The 18,517-nt window shown below is 48.6% G+C and carries 16 protein-coding genes; 9 read left to right on the top strand and 7 right to left on the bottom strand.

Annotated elements, in window-relative coordinates; all coding sequences use genetic code 11:
- Positions 1–7: 7 nt before the first annotated feature.
- The 6 genes from QUA47_RS04925 (at position 8) to QUA47_RS04900 (ending at position 8,664) form a co-directional block, all read left to right on the top strand.
- Positions 8–1,141 (top strand): glycosyltransferase, encoded by a 1,134-nt coding sequence (locus QUA47_RS04925; RefSeq protein WP_333218123.1) that lies wholly within the window; start codon positions 8–10, stop codon positions 1,139–1,141.
- Positions 1,142–1,723: 582 nt separating this feature from the next.
- Positions 1,724–4,372 carry a GAF domain-containing protein gene (locus QUA47_RS04920; protein ID WP_333429913.1) on the top strand — a complete coding sequence of 883 codons (2,649 nt, stop codon included), beginning with the start codon at positions 1,724–1,726 and terminating at the stop codon, positions 4,370–4,372.
- A gap of 151 nt (positions 4,373–4,523) precedes the next feature.
- Positions 4,524–5,666: a hybrid sensor histidine kinase/response regulator gene (locus tag QUA47_RS04915; RefSeq protein ID WP_333429912.1), complete on the top strand. Its 1,143-nt coding sequence runs from the start codon at positions 4,524–4,526 to the stop codon at positions 5,664–5,666.
- 154 nt (positions 5,667–5,820) lie between these two features.
- Complete coding sequence (locus tag QUA47_RS04910; RefSeq protein WP_333429911.1) at positions 5,821–6,651, top strand: GUN4 domain-containing protein; 831 nt, start codon at positions 5,821–5,823, stop codon at positions 6,649–6,651.
- 711 nt (positions 6,652–7,362) lie between these two features.
- A complete protein-coding gene (locus QUA47_RS04905; protein WP_333401871.1) occupies positions 7,363–7,953 on the top strand; it encodes a YdcF family protein in 591 nt (196 codons plus the stop codon).
- Between the two features lie 165 nt (positions 7,954–8,118).
- Entirely contained in the window at positions 8,119–8,664 is a 546-nt protein-coding gene (locus QUA47_RS04900; protein ID WP_333429910.1) for a GAF domain-containing protein, read from the top strand.
- A 272-nt stretch (positions 8,665–8,936) separates the two neighbouring features.
- Here the strand turns inward: QUA47_RS04900 and QUA47_RS04895 are convergent, their stop codons facing one another.
- The 7 genes from QUA47_RS04895 to plsX all read right to left on the bottom strand — a co-directional run bounded on the left by QUA47_RS04895 (position 8,937) and on the right by plsX (position 15,918).
- On the bottom strand, positions 8,937–9,470 hold the full coding sequence (locus QUA47_RS04895) for a hypothetical protein (protein WP_333401874.1): 534 nt from the start codon (positions 9,468–9,470) through the stop codon (positions 8,937–8,939).
- A 154-nt stretch (positions 9,471–9,624) separates the two neighbouring features.
- Positions 9,625–10,263: a 1-acylglycerol-3-phosphate O-acyltransferase gene (locus QUA47_RS04890; RefSeq protein WP_190663631.1), complete on the bottom strand. Its 639-nt coding sequence runs from the start codon at positions 10,261–10,263 to the stop codon at positions 9,625–9,627.
- A gap of 242 nt (positions 10,264–10,505) precedes the next feature.
- Complete coding sequence (locus tag QUA47_RS04885) at positions 10,506–11,450, bottom strand: phosphate ABC transporter substrate-binding protein (RefSeq protein ID WP_333429909.1); 945 nt, start codon at positions 11,448–11,450, stop codon at positions 10,506–10,508.
- A 10-nt stretch (positions 11,451–11,460) separates the two neighbouring features.
- A complete protein-coding gene (locus QUA47_RS04880) occupies positions 11,461–12,174 on the bottom strand; it encodes a PspA/IM30 family protein (RefSeq protein WP_333429908.1) in 714 nt (237 codons plus the stop codon).
- A gap of 243 nt (positions 12,175–12,417) precedes the next feature.
- Entirely contained in the window at positions 12,418–13,299 is an 882-nt protein-coding gene (gene fabD, locus QUA47_RS04875) for an ACP S-malonyltransferase (RefSeq protein ID WP_333429907.1), read from the bottom strand.
- Between the two features lie 405 nt (positions 13,300–13,704).
- Positions 13,705–14,706, bottom strand: coding sequence for a beta-ketoacyl-ACP synthase III (locus QUA47_RS04870; protein ID WP_190663635.1), 1,002 nt, complete (start codon positions 14,704–14,706; stop codon positions 13,705–13,707).
- A gap of 162 nt (positions 14,707–14,868) precedes the next feature.
- Positions 14,869–15,918 (bottom strand): phosphate acyltransferase PlsX, encoded by a 1,050-nt coding sequence (gene plsX, locus QUA47_RS04865; RefSeq protein WP_190663641.1) that lies wholly within the window; start codon positions 15,916–15,918, stop codon positions 14,869–14,871.
- 214 nt (positions 15,919–16,132) lie between these two features.
- On the opposite strand from plsX, the gene QUA47_RS04860 reads away from it, so the two are divergent.
- From QUA47_RS04860 to QUA47_RS04850, 3 genes are all read left to right on the top strand, one after another.
- On the top strand, positions 16,133–17,467 hold the full coding sequence (locus QUA47_RS04860) for a D-alanyl-D-alanine carboxypeptidase (RefSeq protein ID WP_333429906.1): 1,335 nt from the start codon (positions 16,133–16,135) through the stop codon (positions 17,465–17,467).
- An 81-nt stretch (positions 17,468–17,548) separates the two neighbouring features.
- The gene (gene rpsP / locus QUA47_RS04855) at positions 17,549–17,833 is read left to right on the top strand and encodes a 30S ribosomal protein S16 (protein ID WP_006633724.1); all 285 of its coding nucleotides are present in this window, start codon (positions 17,549–17,551) and stop codon (positions 17,831–17,833) included.
- Positions 17,772–18,323, top strand: a complete 552-nt coding sequence (locus QUA47_RS04850; RefSeq protein ID WP_190663637.1) for a KH domain-containing protein — start codon at positions 17,772–17,774, stop codon at positions 18,321–18,323. The genes rpsP and QUA47_RS04850 overlap by 62 nt, the downstream gene beginning before the upstream one ends.
- Positions 18,324–18,517 lie beyond the last annotated feature (194 nt).

The raw sequence follows: 18,517 nt of genomic DNA, 5'->3' as shown, positions 1-18,517 counted from the left end.
ACTTACTATGAAAATTGCTCTGTTCACTGAAACATTTCTGCCGAAAATAGACGGCATTGTGACGCGCCTGATTCACACTGTAGATCACTTGCAGCGCGCGGGCGAACAAGTTCTGATATTTTCTCCAGATTACGGGATTAAAGAATACAAAGGCGCCCGAGTTTACGGTGTGGAGGGTTTGCCTTTGCCGATGTACCCGGAATTGAAAATGGCACTTCCTTCTCCGGCTGTCGGTCGCCAATTAGAGCAGTTTAAACCGGATATTATTCACGTTGTCAATCCCGCAATTTTGGGATTGGGGGGTATATATTACGGCAAAAAATTCAACATTCCGATTTTGGCTTCTTATCACACGCATTTGCCCAAATACCTGCACCACTACGGTTTCGGAGTCCTCGAACCTTTATTGTGGGAATTGCTCAAAGGAGCGCACAACCAAGCAGAATTGAATCTCTGCACTTCCACAGCAATGGTGGAGGAATTGAGAACCCACGGCATTGAGCGAGTAGATTTGTGGCAGCGGGGCGTAGATACTGAAATGTTTGTCCCGGAATTGGCAAGTCGAGAAATGCGATCGCGCCTTTCTCAAAATAACCCAGACAGTCCCCTGCTGCTGTACGTCGGCCGCCTCGGTGCAGAAAAAGAAATCGAACGCATCAAACCAGTCCTCGCAGCGATTCCCGATGCCCGCCTCGCCTTAGTGGGAGACGGCCCGCACCGGCAAACCCTGGAACAATATTTTGCCGGTACCCCCACCAATTTTGTCGGCTACCTCAAGGGGCAAGAACTCGCAACAGCTTACGCATCGGCCGACGCCTTCATTTTTCCCTCCCGCACCGAAACCCTGGGCTTAGTGCTCCTAGAAGCAATGGCTGCGGGGACGCCCGTAGTGGCGGCGCGCAGCGGCGGAATTCCCGATATCGTCACCGACGGCGTTAACGGATATTTATTTGACCCCGCCGACGAAGAAGGAGCACTCGCCGCCACCAAGCGTCTGTTTGCCAATCCCGAAGAACGGGAAACCCTGCGCCATAACGCTCGCCGAGAAGCCGAACGCTGGGGTTGGGCCGCCGCCGCCGCACAACTCCAGCGCTACTATCAATCAGTGGTATTTGCCGAGTCCATGCCCAGAGCGGCCTAAATGTCAGGATCTGTAGCACCTTTAAACATCACTGCCAGCTTAGCTTCGGTGTTCGATCGTCAGTTGGTAGTGAGGAAGGATGTTTTCAAAGACCGATCGAACTTTTTTGCTGCATAAATTACCGTCGTTATCCTGCTGTTGCGTTTACCATTAAACTATGAGTAAGCTCTGTAGGAATGCCTTGCGCGCTGCTTTCATAGCGCCCTTTACCTGACCGGATACGGTCGCCGAGTGCGCTAAAACAGTCACACCGCGCGCTGGGGCAGAGCACAGAGCCTCAAATCCACACTGCACTCTCGATCGAACTAAAGCCTGTCACCTAATTTTCAGGCTAGCAGTTTTGCGAACTCAAGTTCAGCTTGAATTGACGAACCCTCATCAGTATCGAGGTTGTAAAAAAGATCGATCGAGCATACATAACAAGCAAACTGAAGTTGCGTGCGACACTTTTGAACTCACGATTCATTAAAGCGACAAGCGAGTGGCGATGCGCTTGCAAACAAATTCAAGAGTTTGCACTGCCGCCGAATCTAGCGCCGCTCAACCTGCAGTCAGTTTACCCCTCTGAGCAAGCAGTTAATCATGACATTCTCCAATACTGGTAGCGTTCTGGCTACACTGACTCAAGTCAATTTTATGGGGGCATTGACCTCCCGCGTTAAGAGCCTGCCAGTTCCTGAATTAGTGTGCCTGCTCGACTTTATCACGGCTGAATTTCAGCAATTTATCCGGGCAATGGACCTGATTAACAATGAAGCACTCGAAAGTCTCTTAGAGCAACTTTTAGATGCCTTCACTGTCAAAATTGGTCAAATTCTGCAAGCAGACCGGACAACAATTTTTTTGGTTGACTGCAACAAAAAACAACTGTGGCACAAAACAGTCGATCTGCTTGGCGAAGATTTAGAAGTTCGTTTGCCTATGGATGCAGGCATTTTAGGCTACGTAGCAACAACCGGAAAATCGATCAATGTCGCCGAAGCTCGATCGCACGAGCATTTTAATTCCGAAGTAGACGAACCACCGGGCTACCAGATCGAGACCATGCTCTGTATGCCGATTTTTAGCAGCAAGAGCCAACACGAACCCGTAGCGGTGGTCAGACTCTTAAATAAAGCTGGCAATATCCCTTTTAGCGAAGAAGACGAACAGCAGTTCCAGGCTTTTGCAGATTCGATCGGGATTATTCTCGAAAGCTGTCAGTCTTTCTACGTCGTGGCCCGCAACCAGCGAGGGGTTGCTGCACTTTTGAGAGCCACCACGACTTTGGGTCAAAGTCTTGACTTGGAAACAACTTTGCGCTCTGTCATGGATCAAGCTCGCGACTTGATGCAAGCCGATCGCAGCACGCTATTTTTGTTAAATCGGGAAACCAACGAACTCTGGACAAAAGTCGCCAAGGCCGACGGCAAAACGATGGTAGATCTCCGCATTGCTGCTAATAAGGGAATTGCTGGCTACGTGGCTTCGACTGGTCAACCTCTAAATATTACAGATGCTTACGACGATCCCCGCTTTGACCCCTCTACAGACCAGCAAACGGGATACCGCACTCGCACTGTCTTGTGTATGCCGGTGCACAACGCTAAAGGTGAGCTCATCGGGGTGACTCAGCTAATTAATAAGAACCAAGGTACTTTCACCCCTTCCGACGAAGAGTTTTTGCGAGCGTTTAATTCCCAAGCGGGAATGGCCTTGCAAAATTCTCAACTGTTTCAGAACGTGATGGTGGAAAAACAGTATCAAAAAGATATGCTGCAAAGTCTTTCTGATGCAGTGATTTCCACGGATTTGAAGGGGCGAGTTGTGACGATCAACGAAGCAGCCTTAGAATTGTTGGGCTGTCCGGTCAATCAAGCTAAAAGCAAACACAATCCCCAGATTTGGGAAGATAAACTGGTGAATCGCTATGTTTGGGAAGTTGTGCCGATCGAAAATTTGCAATTTCGACTCGAAGACAGTCTCAACAATGCTGCCCGACATTACGTTCCCGAACAAAGTTTAACTGTAGGACTGTTGGTAGAAAAAACGTTAAATTCCCAACAAAAAGAAGAAGAAGAAAGTTATATTTTGGCCGTGCCCGATCGCGCCGATCCGAATTTATATTACGCTTGGGGCGAAAACAGCGCGTGGACTGAGGAAGTAGCGCTGGCAGAATTAGCTAATGCCCAATCTCTATTTTCGCTGCGAAATTCTGCCCTGTATCACCCTTATTGTCCGCTGCCCGTCCCCGCCTCTAGAATTAAAGTAATTGAACGCAGTTTGAATTTGACTGTCAACCCGCTGATCAATCCAGAGGGTGGCGTGCGCGGCGGTTTAGTGGTACTCGAAGACATCAGCCGCGAAAAGCGGATGAAAAATACGATGTACCGCTACCTGACTCCAGGAGTCGTAGATAAAGTGATGGCCTTGGGTGAAGGCGCCATGATGGTGGGCGAACGCAAAGAAGTGACTATTTTATTTTCCGACATTCGCGGCTACACCACGCTGACGGAAAATCTGGGAGCGTCCGAGGTGGTATCCCTGCTAAACGAATATTTTGAGACGATGGTGGAGGCGGTTTTCCACTACGAAGGCACTTTAGACAAGTTTATCGGCGATGCTTTAATGGCGGTGTTCGGCGCGCCCCTGCCGCTAAATCCCCCGGAAAGTCACGGTTGGATGGCGGTTCAGTCGGCTTTAGATATGCGCCGGCGTTTGAAAGAGTTTAATGATTCTCGCCCCGGCGAAGTTCCGTTTCGCTTCGGAATTGGGATTAGTTCCGGAGAGGTGGTTTCGGGAAATATTGGTTCCCAAAAGCGGATGGATTACACGGTAATCGGGGATGCGGTGAATTTGAGTTCGCGATTGGAACAGCTTACGAAGGAGTACGGTTGCGATATAATTTTGAGCGAATTTACATACAGTTTGTGCCGCGAAGGGATTTGGGTGCGAGAGTTAGACAAGGTGCGGGTTAAGGGCCAAAATCAGCCAGTGGGTATTTACGAGTTGCTGCAAAATAGTTCTGAACCCATCGATGGGGAAACCCTTCGGTTTTTGGAACTTTACAGTAACGGTAGGGATGCTTATATTGCTAGAAATTTTCAGAAAGCTATTAGTTATTTTGAAGCAGCTTTAGCAATGCGACCCAGCGATCGACCTGTGGAAGTTCACCTCGACCGATCCCTGAGCTATTTGGAAGTACCCCCCCCCGATGATTGGGACGGCGTGCATAGGATGACAACCAAGTAGTAGATTATATTACATCCGAGCGATCAAAAGTAAAAAGATTTGGTAAAGGGGTGAAATCTTCCTTATGACAGAGTTAACAAGTGTAAAAATGTGAAAACATAAATCGGATGCCATATTAAACTTTAGTATTTATTTCCAGGCTAGCAATTAAATGAGTTATTTATCTGTTCCGAATGCCACAAAAGCCGATCGGATTCTGGTGGTAGACGACGCACCAGATAATGTTTTGTTGGTTCAAACAATCCTAGAAGAAGAAGGTTACGAAATTAGCACGGCAGAAAACGGCTTTTCTGCCTTGAGTCAAATTGACAAGTCAGCCCCGGATTTGGTACTGCTAGACGTGATGATGCCGGGAATGGACGGTTACGAAGTCACTAAACGAATCCGACAAAATAAGGAATTGCCCTTTATCCCGATTTTGCTGATCACGGCTCACGACAGTGCGAGCGTAGTGCAGGGATTGGACATGGGAGCAGACGATTTTATCCGCAAACCAGTCGAAATGGATGAACTCCTGGCGAGGGTACGATCGCTCCTGCGGCTAAAACACAGCGTAGACGAGCGCAATTCGATCGCCCTCCAGCGCGAAGATTTTGTCTCCCGACTCGCTCACGACTTGCGGACGCCCCTCGTAGCAGCCGATCGAATGCTAACTTTAATGCAGCAGGGAGCTTTGGGAGAAATTTCCCTTCCCATGCGCGACGCTTTCGGGACGATGGTTCGCAGCAACAAAAACCTGATCGCGCTCGTAAATATGCTGCTGGAAGTCTACCGCTACGAAGCAGGCGGCAAATCCCTAAGTTTTGCTCCCGTGGACTTGCGCCAGCTTATTACTGAGGTAGCTGAAGAACTAGCTCCCCTAGCGGATGCTAAAGGTTTGTCAATAAATTTAGACGTGACAGAAAGTGCAGAAAGTGCACCGATTGCGAAGTATCCGGGCGATCGTCTGGAGCTGCACCGCTTGCTGACAAATTTAATCGGAAATGCGATTAAATTCACCGACAACGGCTCAATAGATGTCAGCTTAAAAGCTGCCAATTCACCTGCTTATACGAGCTTCAAAAACCAACCGCTGGCATGGGTAATCCTAGAAATCAAAGACACCGGCGCCGGCATTTCTCCCACCGAAAAAGCAAAGTTATTTGAAAGGTTTGGCGCGGGAACTCATAGGAGATCCAGTACAGGTTTGGGACTACACCTCTGTCGGCAAATTGTCGAAGCTCACCGCGGCACGATCGAGGTAAAATCAGATTTGGGCAAAGGCAGTTTGTTTACTATTCGCTTGCCTTGTTAGAGCGGTATAATTAACTCTAACTTGGGGGTGCGAAAAGCGCACATTACTACAGCCGATAAACTGTAATTGTAGGCTGCAAAGTGCGTACCTAATGGAATTAGGGTTAATTTATCCCGATGTCATATAATTACTTGGCAACCGAATTTATGGCAATATGTCTAACTGTCCAGTGTGCGGTGCTGAATACATAGAAAAAAAAGCAGAGTTTTGCTCGATTTGCGGTTGGGATTTGACTCCCTACCCGCAACGTGCTAAGCCTTCCAAAACTTATTTAAAAAAAGAACAAGTTAGATTGCAGTGGGCCAAACAAATGTGGGAATTGGCTCGCAATCAACAAAATTGGTCAGCTAAATTTGAGCAGTTGCAGAGTGAATTTCAGGAAGGGGCGATCGCCCGCACATACATTCAATCTCAGTTAGAATGGGTTCTGTACCGCCTCGAACAACTAAACCCCGAATTGATTGTCAGCACTCTACTGCGACTGGAAGACAAAATCGGCGCCATACCTGACTCACCTCCGGCTATCTCCGAAGTAGGGATGGACTACCGTCAACTGACAAAGCTATTAGAAACCGGAAAATGGCGTAAAGCTGATGAACACACTTGGGAAATCTTGCTGAAAATCGCTGTCAGGGAAGACGAAGGCTGGCTGAGTGCAGCCGATATTGACAGTTTTCCTCCTACAGACCTTCGCACGATCGACCAACTTTGGCAACAATACAGCAGCGGGCGGTTCGGGTTGAGCGTGCAGCAGCAGATTTGGGAAAGTACCGAGGCAAATTATACTGAATTTTGCGATCGAGTCGGCTGGCGAGTCAAGGAAAATTGGAAATATTACAGCGAGCTCTCCTTCAACGAAGATGCTCCCCCCGGACATCTCCCCGTCACCGCATGGAGACAGCGCGCCTGTTACGGTGCTGGTAAACTCACCGCAGCAGAAAACTTTGCCCGCATCGCTGCGAAACTGGTAACTGGCGATCGGTAATCCTCCAGAATAAAAAAATCAAAATCGACATTAACTGCTATAATCAAAACGGTTCCGCAACTGGGGCTGTGGCTCAGATGGATAGAGCAAGCGCCTCCTGAAGAATCGGGCACCCTGGGAGGAAACTCTAGGAGTGAATGTGGTCAAATTTGGTGAAACCTAAAGAGTTCGTGGGTTCCTATGACTCTAAGGCAATACCAAGCCAAGCCTGAGTTCAGCGCGATTAAACAATCGCCTATATTGAAATCAGGAAGGTTTAGAGACTAGACGGTCACCACCTAAAAGCTGCAAGCATATGGTGAAGGTATAGTCCAGAGAGTGGGGAAACTCACACAAATCTGAAGCGCTAGGTCGCCGGTTCGAACCCGGCCAGTCCCGTTAAAAATCAAGAAAAATTAAAAGCAGGAGGGATAAGGCTAAGTTTTACCCCTCTTTTTTGCATATCCGCTAAGGAATTGGCTGCCAGACAACTATAGCAACCGCCAAGCGGTTGCTATAAAATCTGAAATCTCAAATCTCAAATCACCTGTTTAAGCCCCACCACCAGCGTAGAGTCAATCTAAAATCTAAAACCTAAAATCTCAAATCTAAAATCTATGATCCCCCGACCCTTTTTGAATTTTTAATTTTTAATTCCTGTTAGTGGGCTATACGTGCGGTATTTTTTGTTATGGTTTTTTTGTGAGTTACATAAAATTTTTATAGGTTTAGATGTGGTTAAGAATCAATTCAAACACGCAGCGTTACAAGCGTTTGAACACTTCACGCAGTTTTTGGTTCCTAGTAGGGCTTTTGATGGCGTGTTGGTTTGGCTATCAGCAGGTTAAGAGCGAATTTCAGAGACCCCAAGCTGTGTTAGTTCTAGGTGGGGCTACGGAGCGAGAGGTGTTTGCCGCCAAATTTGCTCGGGATCATCCTGAATTGCCGATTTGGGTGTCGTCTGGGAGCAATCCGGAGTTCGCGGAATGGGTGTTTTCAGAAGCGGGAATTGAGTCCGATCGCCTGCACTTAGACTACAGAGCGGTGGATACGGTAACAAATTTTACCACCCTGGTAGATGAATTGAAAGCTCAAGGGATTGAGAGCGTGTATCTGATCACTTCTGACGATCATATGCGGCGAGCTCAGATTATCGGCGAAATCGTGCTCGGCAGTCGAGGCATTAGCTTTAAGCCGGTGGCAGTTCCGTCTGGGCGAACCCCCGAACCGGTGGAAAAAGCTGTTCGCGACGGCGCTAGGGCTATTCTTTGGCTGACAACCGGTTATACAGGTGCTGACTTCAGCCAAGCCCGAATTGAATAAACACAGGGAAGCATTGAGCAATTGTTAATTTTTTGCCATTCGCTCAGGCTTTAAAACTTGTCTTCTATAGCTATTTAAGGAACGGGGAAGATGCTGATGATAAATGCGTAACAGAAGAGAACGAGTAGTTTAAAATCAGTATATGAACTTCAAGAGCCAAAGTTAATGACCGACCAAATTCTGCCGCAAGTTCTGGATAAAATTTTGAGTGACACCAAAACACCGGATGCTGTTTTTTCGGCTTTGGTGCCGGCTTTAGGCGAGGTATTAAATTGCGATCGCGTCTTCCTCTACCTCCGCCATCCTGAAACGCAAATGGGCAGAGTACCTTACTGCTGGCGTCGCAACTCAAACTATCCCGAGGTTTGGGACGCGGAATGGAAAAAAGAACCTGAATCTTTAGGGGAAGAAGACCCTTTGTTTGCAGCAGCTTTGCGAACTGAACCGTCGATTTTTGTGGAGGATGTTGAAACAGCAAATCCTGAAGTTGTCAACAAAAATTTTGAGGCAAAAGAGTTCGGACATCGAGCTTTGATTCACGCTCACCTTTGTGCTGACGGCTTATTGTGGGGGGTTTTGCAGCCTTGTATGTTCGATCGCCCCAGAATTTGGACTGACTTCGATCGCCAAGTTATCGTAGCAGTTACAGAAAAAATTTCGCCTTTAGCTGTCGCTTATGTCACCGCCTCAGCATCAAAAGATGAGCGATAAAAATCAATATCAATAATTGACTTGTAGGGAGGGGGTGGGCAATGAACGAATGTAAATTTAAGACTAAAACCACCTCTAGAGCGTGGTTTTAGCCGAATCTCAATGCCCTTCCCGGGGGACAAAAGAGCATTTCCGGTTCCCCCCTTTTTAAGTTAGGGGCGATCTATGCGCTAATTTTCACACAAAAGTCGGGTACTAAATGTGAGCTGGTTGTTATCACCAAGGGTGGGGTGTACATCGCCCTACAGATAGAGCTGGTACACAATTCCTGTTTAAAAAACGCCCCAATTTTGAATGCCCCGACTGCTGAAAACCCCTTGAGCCCGACTAATATCATCCTCAGCGCCATCTACTACCACCAAATAATCTCCCGCCCGCAGGCGATCGGTGTAAGTTCTAGCTGTTTCTTCGGGAATTCCCAAGTCAGTCAAGGCCTTCACCACCCCACCGAAAGCCGCCGCCGAGAGGCCAGTGCTTGCTACGCTAGCCACCAGTGAGGCGCCCAAAGTACCCGCTGCAATTATCGGCCCGATTCCGGGAATAGCTAAACTTCCGAGACCCACTAGCACGGTGGCTAAAGCACTATTTGTCAGAGTGTCTGCTACCACTCCTGCTCCTGTGTCTAGATTTTTATCGCCCACCTGAGCGATCGTTTCAGTCTCGCCTACAGACTCGCCTGCCTCCCTAGCAACAACCGAAACTTTATCCATTGGAAACCCGGAAGATTTCAATTCTGTCAGAGCTTGCTCGGCATCTTCGCGGTTAGAAAACAATCCCAACGCGCGGGTTTGATTGCTTGTTACCATATCTTTCTTCTTATCCCCTGTAAAATTAAACTCAAATTCAAGCCTAATTATTGCGCTTGTTTTCACTCACTTATATTGATATTTTTCGATGTTTATCTTCAGCATTCATCTATCTGTAGATATAACCTGAGAAACAGCAACAAAAGTTATAAAATTAGCGCCCCAAATCGTGCATCGCATTAATCTCGATCGCACATCTTTGAGTCAGCGCTTGCAACTCCTCGCGATCCGATGAACCGGGCGCTTCAATTAGCTTGCCAATTCGCACCGTCAGCGGCACCGGACGCGGCACTGCCGAACCTTTGGACGAAATGGCGTGAGTTCCCCACAAACTAACAGGTAACAGCGGCGCTTTAGCCTTAGCAGCTATCAGCGCCGCACCTAATTTCGGTTCAGTAATTCTGCCGTCTGGGGTGCGAGTTCCCTGCAAAAATACACCCGTCGCCCAGCCATTTTCCAAAGAGTGGATAGCCGATCGAATGGCACTGCGATCGGCACTTTCCCGCTTCACTGGATAAGCACCGTAAAGCGTAATTGCCTGCTTCAAAATAGGAACTTTAAATAACTCTTCCTTTGCCATAAATGCGACAGGTCGCCTCATGCAATTCGACAAAATCGGCGGGTCAAAATCGCTGGCGTGATTGCTGACAACTACCACCGGCCCTTCTGCTGGAACATTTTCTGCACCGTAGATGCGGCCTCGAAAGTACAGGTGCAGCATCGGGCTGACAATTGACCATTTGAATAAATAGTAGAGAAGTAAACTTTCGACTGGTTCGCGACTTTTGCTCACAGAAAAACCTTAGATTTTAAATTACATCGCATATTAGCCTATCAGATCGAGTCCGTTTGAGATTATTCGGCGGTTTAAACCGCTGCTTGTCAAACGAAGTCTGCCTGCGCGGACTGAAGAATGTAGTCCGCGCAGGCGGACTTTGCTTGTGTAGCGCCAGAATTTATTCGGGCGGACTATTTGCTTGTGTAGGGCCAGAATTTATTCTGGCGAATTCCTAAATGTCAAAACTCTGCAAAGGCTCAATTTCCAGCCAGCATGGCTTTCTGTCCTTCCGAAGAAGTCGCGTAGCCCAAGAAATCCTTAACTGCTTGGCTAGGAGGGTTTTTGTAGGCGTAGTACAACTGTCGCTTGTAAGGATAGTTACCAGCATCCGGCGTCGCACCGTTGACCGGAACCACGCGCACAGTTTTCTGATTGGCTACTTGAGCGAAAGTCGCATAGCCAATGCCGTTGTTGCCTAAAGCTTGCAGCAGGGGAGTTGTCGCATCTCGATCGAGCGTGGTAATATTTGACGCCGTGCCAAAATTAGCGCCAGAGAGCACTTGCTCTTTAAACGTTTGGTGAGTGCCGCTAACTGCCGGTCTGTTAATTACTTTAATCGGGCCCGCCGGGCCGCCGACTTTCGACCAGTCTTGAGCATTTCCCTTGAAGATATCTTGAACTTGAGGCGAGGTTAAACCTCCTTTAAACGGGTTGTTAATGCCGACTACAAGGGCGATCGTATCTAGGGCAACGGGCACAGCAGCCAAACCCTGACCTTGTTCTTGAGCCGTCAAAGGTCGCGATACCGCTGCGATATCGGCTGTTCCCCCCGCCAAATCCTGAATTCCTTTTTCCGAACCGTTCGCTTTGGTATCGACTGTCGTGCCGGAAAACTTGCCTTGAAAGCCGTTCTTGAGGTTCTGATTGATTGTCACCATGCTGGTAGAACCGTCAATTCTCACGGTCGTACCCGCAGCTACGGAAGCAGGAAGCGCAAAGGAACTAGCTGCAACAGGCGAAGCACCGCCGACTACTGGCGCGAGGGGAGGCAGATTGGCTCCACTACCGCCGGAGGGTGTGGGAGTGGGTGTATTATTAGCATCCTGTGCTGCTGGTTTGTTCAGAAAAAAGAACCAGCCACCACCGGCTAGCAAGAGAAATAACAGGATAAAAACTATGGGGGGAGGCCCGCTCTTAGCCATAAAATTCTCCTTAGCTGGGAAGTTCTTTGTTGTTGGGGTCGTCTAACATTTTTAGCCTGCGATTAACTTCATCGTCTAAGGTCATATTTTCTAATTCTGCCTGAAGTCTTTCTTGCGGGTTTTCAGATAGTTCTGCTAAAGCTTGCTGTTGGAGGTTCCGGCCGTGGACGGCGTTTTTGGCTTGCTCAAATTGCGATCGAGCTGAATCGATACTGAGGTCGTTGTTGACTTTGGATATGGATCGGAGGGCTTCGTTAATCTCAGCCATATCTTTCATATTTTGCATATCAGTTTTGTAGGCTTCCAGCTTCATCCGCTCTCGATTTAGCTTGTCTTTGGAAGCGTTGACGTACTGTTCGGCTTGTTTTACTTGAGCTTCTAACTGCGGCAGAATTTGTTCTGTCTGAATTACTTTCGACATTGCCAAGCGGGCTGCTTCTTCGTTGCCGTTGCGCTGGGCTGTGATGGCTTGGCGCTCTACGGTTTGCATTTCTCTAACTTTTTCTTCATATTTCGTTTTGGCGCGCTGGTAGGCTGCAACTTGGGTGGAGACTGCTGCTGCTAGCTTTTGCACGGATTCTTGCATCGATCGCAGCGACTCTTCGGCTACCGCCACCGACACCTGGCCGCCGGATTCTACGGGCAGTCCCCACATCCAATTCCAGACACCTACTATGGTTCTGCCTGCCTTGTCGCCCATCAACCAGTAAAGGACTTTTTTCATATAAATACCAGATAAGCTTGGTTTTTACGCCTAGTTTACATCAGGATTTGTCGATCGCCCCCTCAGGTCGATCGATTTCTAGATTTTTGATTAATATTTTCTAACTGTCTGGATCGTCTATCCCCAAATAGCACAACAGGCAATATTCGGATTTGCCTGTTGTGCTATTTGTTTTTCGGCAATCTTCAGGCCTGTTAACTCTCAATTTTACGGCCTGGCATTTCATCACGGGTTAAAAATAGATTAAGCGGGCAAATCTGCAAAACTGCTAACATTTACCAGCGCTAAATCCGGACAAGTCCGTTTGATCAAACCTGTCAGAACTTTGCCGGGACCAATTTCCACTACGCGATCGATTCCTTGCTGCGGCAGTTGCAGCGAAATTTCTCGCCACCGCACGCCTTTGGTCATCTGCTGAGTCAACCGCTGCTTTAAAGTGGCTGCGCTGGTAGTGGCTGACGGTTCTGCGTTCGAGAGCACCAGCATTTTAGCATCGGAAAACCTTGCAGACTTTAACGCTAGTTGAAACTCTGCCGCCACCCCGGCCATCAGGGGAGAGTGAAACGCACCAGAAACATTCAATTTAACGGCGCGTTTGACTTTGATTTTGGCCAGCAAATCTTCTACTGCTGCAGGCGTTCCAGAAATCACGACTTGTGCTTCGCTGTTGTCGTTTGCCAGCACTACGTCTCGGCTGTATTGAATTTGCAATTCTAGTTCCTGCCTGTCGAACCCGATCAAAGCCACCATTTGACCGCCGGAGGCAGTGTCCATGAGTTCGGCGCGGCGTTTGACTAAGCGCAATCCCGTTTCAAAGTCAAAGACGCCTGCTGCGTAGAGGGCAACATATTCTCCTAAACTGTGACCGGCAACTACCGCTGGCCGATCGCTTTTTTCTCGCATTAAGTCGGTCAAAATACTTTCTACTACGAACAAGCAAGGCTGAGTGTAGAGAGTCCGAGATAGTTTTGCTTCTTCTTTTTGGCAAACTTCCGCGACAGACCAACCTAAAATTTCTTTAGCGAGCTCAAATTTGGCTTTGGCTGTTGGCAAGTTTAATAAGTCTGCACCCATCCCGCTCGCCTGGGAACCTTGCCCGGGAAATACCCATGCTGTTTTAGTCATTTTTCCGGTAATCTGCTAATTGGTGGTTGCTAATTGGTGATTGCAAAAATTCTTTGTTTCCCGCTTCTAAGTTCGCTCGCTGGTATCCGCTATCTTTCGGTTAACGAACTATCTACTCGCGACTCACAATTCTAACATAATAATTGCAGTTTTTACGAACTTTATATTTTTTTTGCTACTTTAATTAAATTAATAGCAGTAACAAAATTTTCCACCTTCTAGGTGGGGAAAGTCGATCGAAGAATAGAGGATTTTCTATTTCAGGGCGCGCTTGTCAATAACACCTGCCCCGGGGGTGTGCGGCTGTGAACCTTGCCCTATGTATGGCGTGTCCAAGGATTTGTATTTTGCAAGTGTCACAGCCCCGACAATAAGCAGGGCAAGTTTACAGCCGACCGCCAAATATTACCTTCCCCATTTAAAAATCGCCGCCCCCCAAGTCAAACCTGCACCGAAACCAGCCGCAGCAATAGTATCGCCCGGTTTAACTTTACCCAGACGCACGGCTTCGTCTAAGGCAATGGGAATTGAAGCCGCTGAGGTATTGCCGTACTTTGCCAAATTGCTGATTACTTTTTCGGGGGGAATCTTTAGCCTTTGGGCAACTGCATCGAGAATCCGCTGATTGGCTTGGTGCAACAGCAGCCAGTCAATTTCTGCAGCGTTAATATTAGCCCGAAACATAGCTTTTTCTATGACTTCCGGCACTTTTTTTACGGCAAAGCGATAGATTTCTTGACCGTTCATTGTGATGGGATGAAATCCGCCAACTGCGACGCTGACGCCCTCAATTAATTCTTTTGACTCGGCTTTGTAAGCCAAATTGAGAGACGAATTTTGCGTGCCGTCGCTGCGAATTTCAAATCCCAAAAAGGAATCGACTTCTGAAGCTTGTAATACCACAGCACCTGCACCGTCTCCAAAGAGAATGCAAGTACCCCGATCCGACCAATTCACCCACCGAGATAAAATATCGGCTCCGATCAGCAAAACATTTTGATAAACCCCTGTCCGAATGAACTGCGAGGCTGTAACTAAACCAAAAACAAAGCCCGAACAAGCTGCTGTCAAATCAAAAGCCACTGCTTTTGTCGCGCCCAACTGATATTGAATTTTACTGGCAGTGCCAAACAAATCGTCAGGAGTTGAGGTGGCCAAAATAATCAAATCGATATCTGTCGGCGAAATTCCTGCCATTGCGATCGCCTGAAGCGATGCCTCCGAGGCTAAATCGCACAAAGAAGTGCGATCGTCTGCCAGCCTGCGGGAGCGAATGCCCGTCCGCGCCCCAATCCACTCGTCAGAAGTTTCTACTATCTGACTCAAACCGTTATTATCCAGCGAAACCTGCGGTGTACAAGAACCGCTACCCGTGACGGCAATGCCGAACCCTGATTGCTGCAACATTCCTCTCCATTTATGAGCTATCGATCGAGGAATTAAAAATTAAAAACTACCAATTAAAATTATTTTTTAAACTGCTGGAATTACTTTTTTTAAGCAAAACAGTGGGTTTAAGCTGACATTTTTAATTTTACATTTTTAATTTTTAATTCCTACTTACTGCCTCTAATTCACAGCTTCTTGTTCCATAGCGCTTTGGTGATTGGACGATCGAATTCGCTCCAGCACTTGGTTGTCAATAGCCTCCTTCGCCAAACGAATGGCATTAAAAATCGAGCCAGCTTGAGACGAACCGTGGCTGATAATGCAAACTCCAGCAACGCCCAATAGCAAACCGCCGCCGTGTTCAACGTGGTCTACCCGCTGCTTAAATCCTTGCAAGCTTTTTTGCAGCAGAGGATCGTTAATTTGATGTTGGAGTCCTTTGACTAATTCTTCCTTCAGCACTTGCACGACGACTTCGCCCACCGCTTCGGCAAACTTCAACAACACGTTGCCGACAAACCCGTCGCAGACAATCACGTCGAATTTCCCCGACAGCACGTCGCGGCCTTCGGCATTGCCCACAAAAGGAATGTTCGGATTGTCCACCAATAACTGGTGAGTCCGCACTGCCGCGTCGTTGCCTTTTGAAGGTTCTTCGCCAATGTTGAGCAGGCCGATTTTAGGTTCGGCGACGCCCAGCACGCACTGGCTGTAAATAGTTCCCATAAGAGCGAACTGCTCCAAAAATTTGGGGCGGCAGTCCACATTAGCGCCGACATCGAGAATGAGTACAGAGGTGCCCGCTACCATTGTCGGTAAAACCGCACCGATCGCAGGGCGATCGATTCCGGGGAGCCGCCCCAACCTCAGCAGGGCAGCAGCCATTGCCGCGCCGGAGTGACCGGCGGACACCACAGCATCAGCTTGCTGCTGCTTTACCAAGTTCATCGCTACGTTAATCGAAGCGTTGGGCTTGCGTTTGAGGGCACTCAAAGGTTCTTCGTGCATTTCCACCGCTCCTTCAGAAGGAACGATTTCTAGCTGACCTGTAGAGACGCGGCCGATCGCGTCTTGTTGCCGGAGCGAGTCTTCTATTTGCTGCGGGTCGCCCACGAGCAAAATCTCTACGCCTAATTCTTCTTGTGCCTTAAGCGCTCCAGCTACAACTTCGGCGGGGGCATGATCCCCGCCCATAGCGTCTATTGCAATTCTTGCGCGTGTCGATCCCATTGACCAATGTTTGAGAAACACTAAAAATTCTACCAGGAAGTCAGGAGCGTGAATCCAGAAGTCTGAATAAAGAACTAAAATCCGCTCGCAACGGCGATCGGACAATTCTCATTTCCGACTACTCTGATAGAACTTGTTTTGTCACTACTTTACTATTTTTGACTGCAAATTGAAAAAATCAATGCAATAGTTTACATGACTTTAGGAGTAAAAAATGCTGGATTTATTTAGCTCAGGGATGATGTCTCTGTGGCTGGACATGGCTGGGGTACGCAGTGTCGGGCCTAATGCTGCGTCAGTGCTGGCTTGGAGGGGAGGGATACCCGGGTTAGTGGTGGCCGAAGATTTGGCTTTTGGGGGAATAGATGCGGCAAATCCAGACTTGCCAGCAGAAGCGACGGTGCGGGAATATTTAAAAGATTTGAAAGACAAGAACCTGATTGATGGAAATCAGGGAATTTGGGTGCAAGCGGGAATGGTGCCGCTGGTAAGTCAGCAGGGCAAGACGCTGATGCCTGGGGCTTCCCTGACTAAGATTGCTACTTCTCTGGCGTCCCTGGAGACTTGGGGCCCGGATTATCAGTTTGAAACGCGGTTCCGAGCAACGGGGCCGATTAGCAATGGTGTATTGCAGGGAGATTTGGTGGTCAGCGGCGGGGGCGATCCGCTGTTTGTGTGGGAGGAGGCGATCGCCGTTGGCAATGCTCTCAATCAAATGGGGATCGAGCGCGTGGCGGGGAATTTGGTGGTGACAGGCAATTTCCGCATGAATTACCAGTCCGATCCTTTGGTGGCGGGGGACATATTGCGGCAAGCCCTCGACGGGAGCAGTTGGCCACAGGATGTGGTGGCAATGTATTCTAAGATGGCTCCGGGAACTAGAAAGCCGCAAGTAACGGTTGCCGGCAGCGTCATTGCTGAGAAATTTGTGAGTTCGGGGCATTTGCTGCTGAAACGCCGATCGCTTCCTTTAGCCGAAATTCTCAAGCAGATGAACGTCCACAGCGATAATGAAATAGCTCAGATGCTGGCCGACGATTTGGGCGGGGCAAAAATAGTGCAGCAGCAAGCGACTTGGGCTGCGGGGGTGCCGGAGGAGGAACTTCAATTAGTTAACGGTTCGGGATTGGGAGTGGAAAATCAGATGTCTCCGAGGGCGGCTTGTGGGATGATGCAGGCGATCGGGCGCAACCTTCAGACTACTGGGCTGACGATTGCTGACTTGTTTCCGGTGTCCGGGCGCGATAAAGGAACTTTGGAATACCGACACATTCCGCCGTCGGCTGTGGTGAAAACTGGTACTTTGGACACGGTGATTGCTTTGGCTGGAGCCATACCCACGCGCGATCGGGGTTTAGTTTGGTTTGCAATTATTAATCGCGGCACCGATTGGGACTCTTTGAGAGCGCAGCAGGATATATTTTTGCAAAAATTGGTGCAGCAGTGGGGAACAGCATCGATTTTGCCACTAGCAATTACACCGCACATTGACGGCGCCAGACCTGCCTTGGGGGCAGCAAATCGTAGCGATATTTTGGTCGGAGGTTAAGAAATACGGGTTGAGTTGGGGTTCGGGGAAGGAGCATTGACAAAATAGCTTAGAATTGGAACAAGACTATTGTGCAAGAAGATGATCAAACTGCGATTGAAGAGATACGGGAAAAAACGCGAGACAAGCTACCGGATTGTAGCGATGAACAGTTCTACTCGCCGCGACGGCCGTCCCCTAGAAGAGCTCGGCTATTACAACCCCAGAAATAACGAAACCAGGCTGGATGTTCCAGCGATTGTCAAGCGCCTGCAAGAAGGCGCTCAGCCAACTGACACCGTGCGTGACATCCTGAGAAAAGCCCATGTATTTGAACAAGTCGGAGCCGGAGCCAACGTTGAATCCAGCACAGCAACAGTCAGCTAGTCCCAACTATGCTGGACTGGTTAAGTTTTTAATTGGGCCTTTTTTAGAGACCCCAGGCTCTTTGCGGGTTGATTGCGAACTGCACCCGCGCCAATCGCGGGTCTGGGTTAGGCTTGCTTTTGAAGATCCCGACAAAGGCCGGGTTTACGGTAGGGGCGGACGCAATATTCAGGCCATTAGAACTACCCTCGAAGCGGTGGCGCAGACGGCGGGTCAGTCCCTCTACTTAGATATATACGATGGTGAAGCGGGCGATCGCGGATCTGGCCCGCCCAGGGGCGATCGCGATCGCCCGGATCGCGACCGCCCGGATCGCGACCGCCCGGATCGCGACCGCCCAGATCGTGGCTCGCGGGAGCCGCGAGGCGACTTCCGACCCCGGACGCCTCCTCCGTCGCCGAGTCCCTTAGCTAGCAGAACTCCGAGAGAACAACCTCGCCGTACTAACACACCTACGTTTAGAACGAGCAGAAATACTCCCGGTTATTAACTAACTGCATAGCCCAGAAAGAATTTTAGATTTTAGATGGCCTGTTGTAGACTTTGTATTACAAGCCCTGTTTGGTTTGAAATTGCCGGTTTTGCGATCGGAAACAAATGTAAAATTTAAAATTTCAAATGTCAGCGGCATCAGGTTAATCTAAAATCTAAAATTTCAAATCTAAAATCTAAAATTGCCTGACT

Origin of the sequence: Microcoleus sp. MON2_D5 (assembly GCF_036701905.1) — a bacterium.
Taxonomy (GTDB): Bacteria; Cyanobacteriota; Cyanobacteriia; order Cyanobacteriales; family Microcoleaceae; genus Microcoleus.
Note: the sequence above shows the minus strand (reverse complement) of the source record. Positions and strands in the feature narration are given on the sequence as shown.

Coding starts and splice junctions, on each gene's coding strand:
- QUA47_RS04925 (WP_333218123.1), top strand. CDS start 8: ATGAAAATTGCTCTGTTCACTGAAACATTTCTGCCGAAAATAGACGGC.
- QUA47_RS04920 (WP_333429913.1), top strand. CDS start 1,724: ATGACATTCTCCAATACTGGTAGCGTTCTGGCTACACTGACTCAAGTC.
- QUA47_RS04915 (WP_333429912.1), top strand. CDS start 4,524: ATGAGTTATTTATCTGTTCCGAATGCCACAAAAGCCGATCGGATTCTG.
- QUA47_RS04910 (WP_333429911.1), top strand. CDS start 5,821: ATGTCTAACTGTCCAGTGTGCGGTGCTGAATACATAGAAAAAAAAGCA.
- QUA47_RS04905 (WP_333401871.1), top strand. CDS start 7,363: ATGTGGTTAAGAATCAATTCAAACACGCAGCGTTACAAGCGTTTGAAC.
- QUA47_RS04900 (WP_333429910.1), top strand. CDS start 8,119: ATGACCGACCAAATTCTGCCGCAAGTTCTGGATAAAATTTTGAGTGAC.
- QUA47_RS04895 (WP_333401874.1), bottom strand. CDS start 9,470: ATGGTAACAAGCAATCAAACCCGCGCGTTGGGATTGTTTTCTAACCGC.
- QUA47_RS04885 (WP_333429909.1), bottom strand. CDS start 11,450: ATGGCTAAGAGCGGGCCTCCCCCCATAGTTTTTATCCTGTTATTTCTC.
- QUA47_RS04880 (WP_333429908.1), bottom strand. CDS start 12,174: ATGAAAAAAGTCCTTTACTGGTTGATGGGCGACAAGGCAGGCAGAACC.
- fabD (WP_333429907.1), bottom strand. CDS start 13,299: ATGACTAAAACAGCATGGGTATTTCCCGGGCAAGGTTCCCAGGCGAGC.
- QUA47_RS04870 (WP_190663635.1), bottom strand. CDS start 14,706: ATGTTGCAGCAATCAGGGTTCGGCATTGCCGTCACGGGTAGCGGTTCT.
- plsX (WP_190663641.1), bottom strand. CDS start 15,918: ATGGGATCGACACGCGCAAGAATTGCAATAGACGCTATGGGCGGGGAT.
- QUA47_RS04860 (WP_333429906.1), top strand. CDS start 16,133: ATGCTGGATTTATTTAGCTCAGGGATGATGTCTCTGTGGCTGGACATG.
- rpsP (WP_006633724.1), top strand. CDS start 17,549: ATGATCAAACTGCGATTGAAGAGATACGGGAAAAAACGCGAGACAAGC.
- QUA47_RS04850 (WP_190663637.1), top strand. CDS start 17,772: ATGTATTTGAACAAGTCGGAGCCGGAGCCAACGTTGAATCCAGCACAG.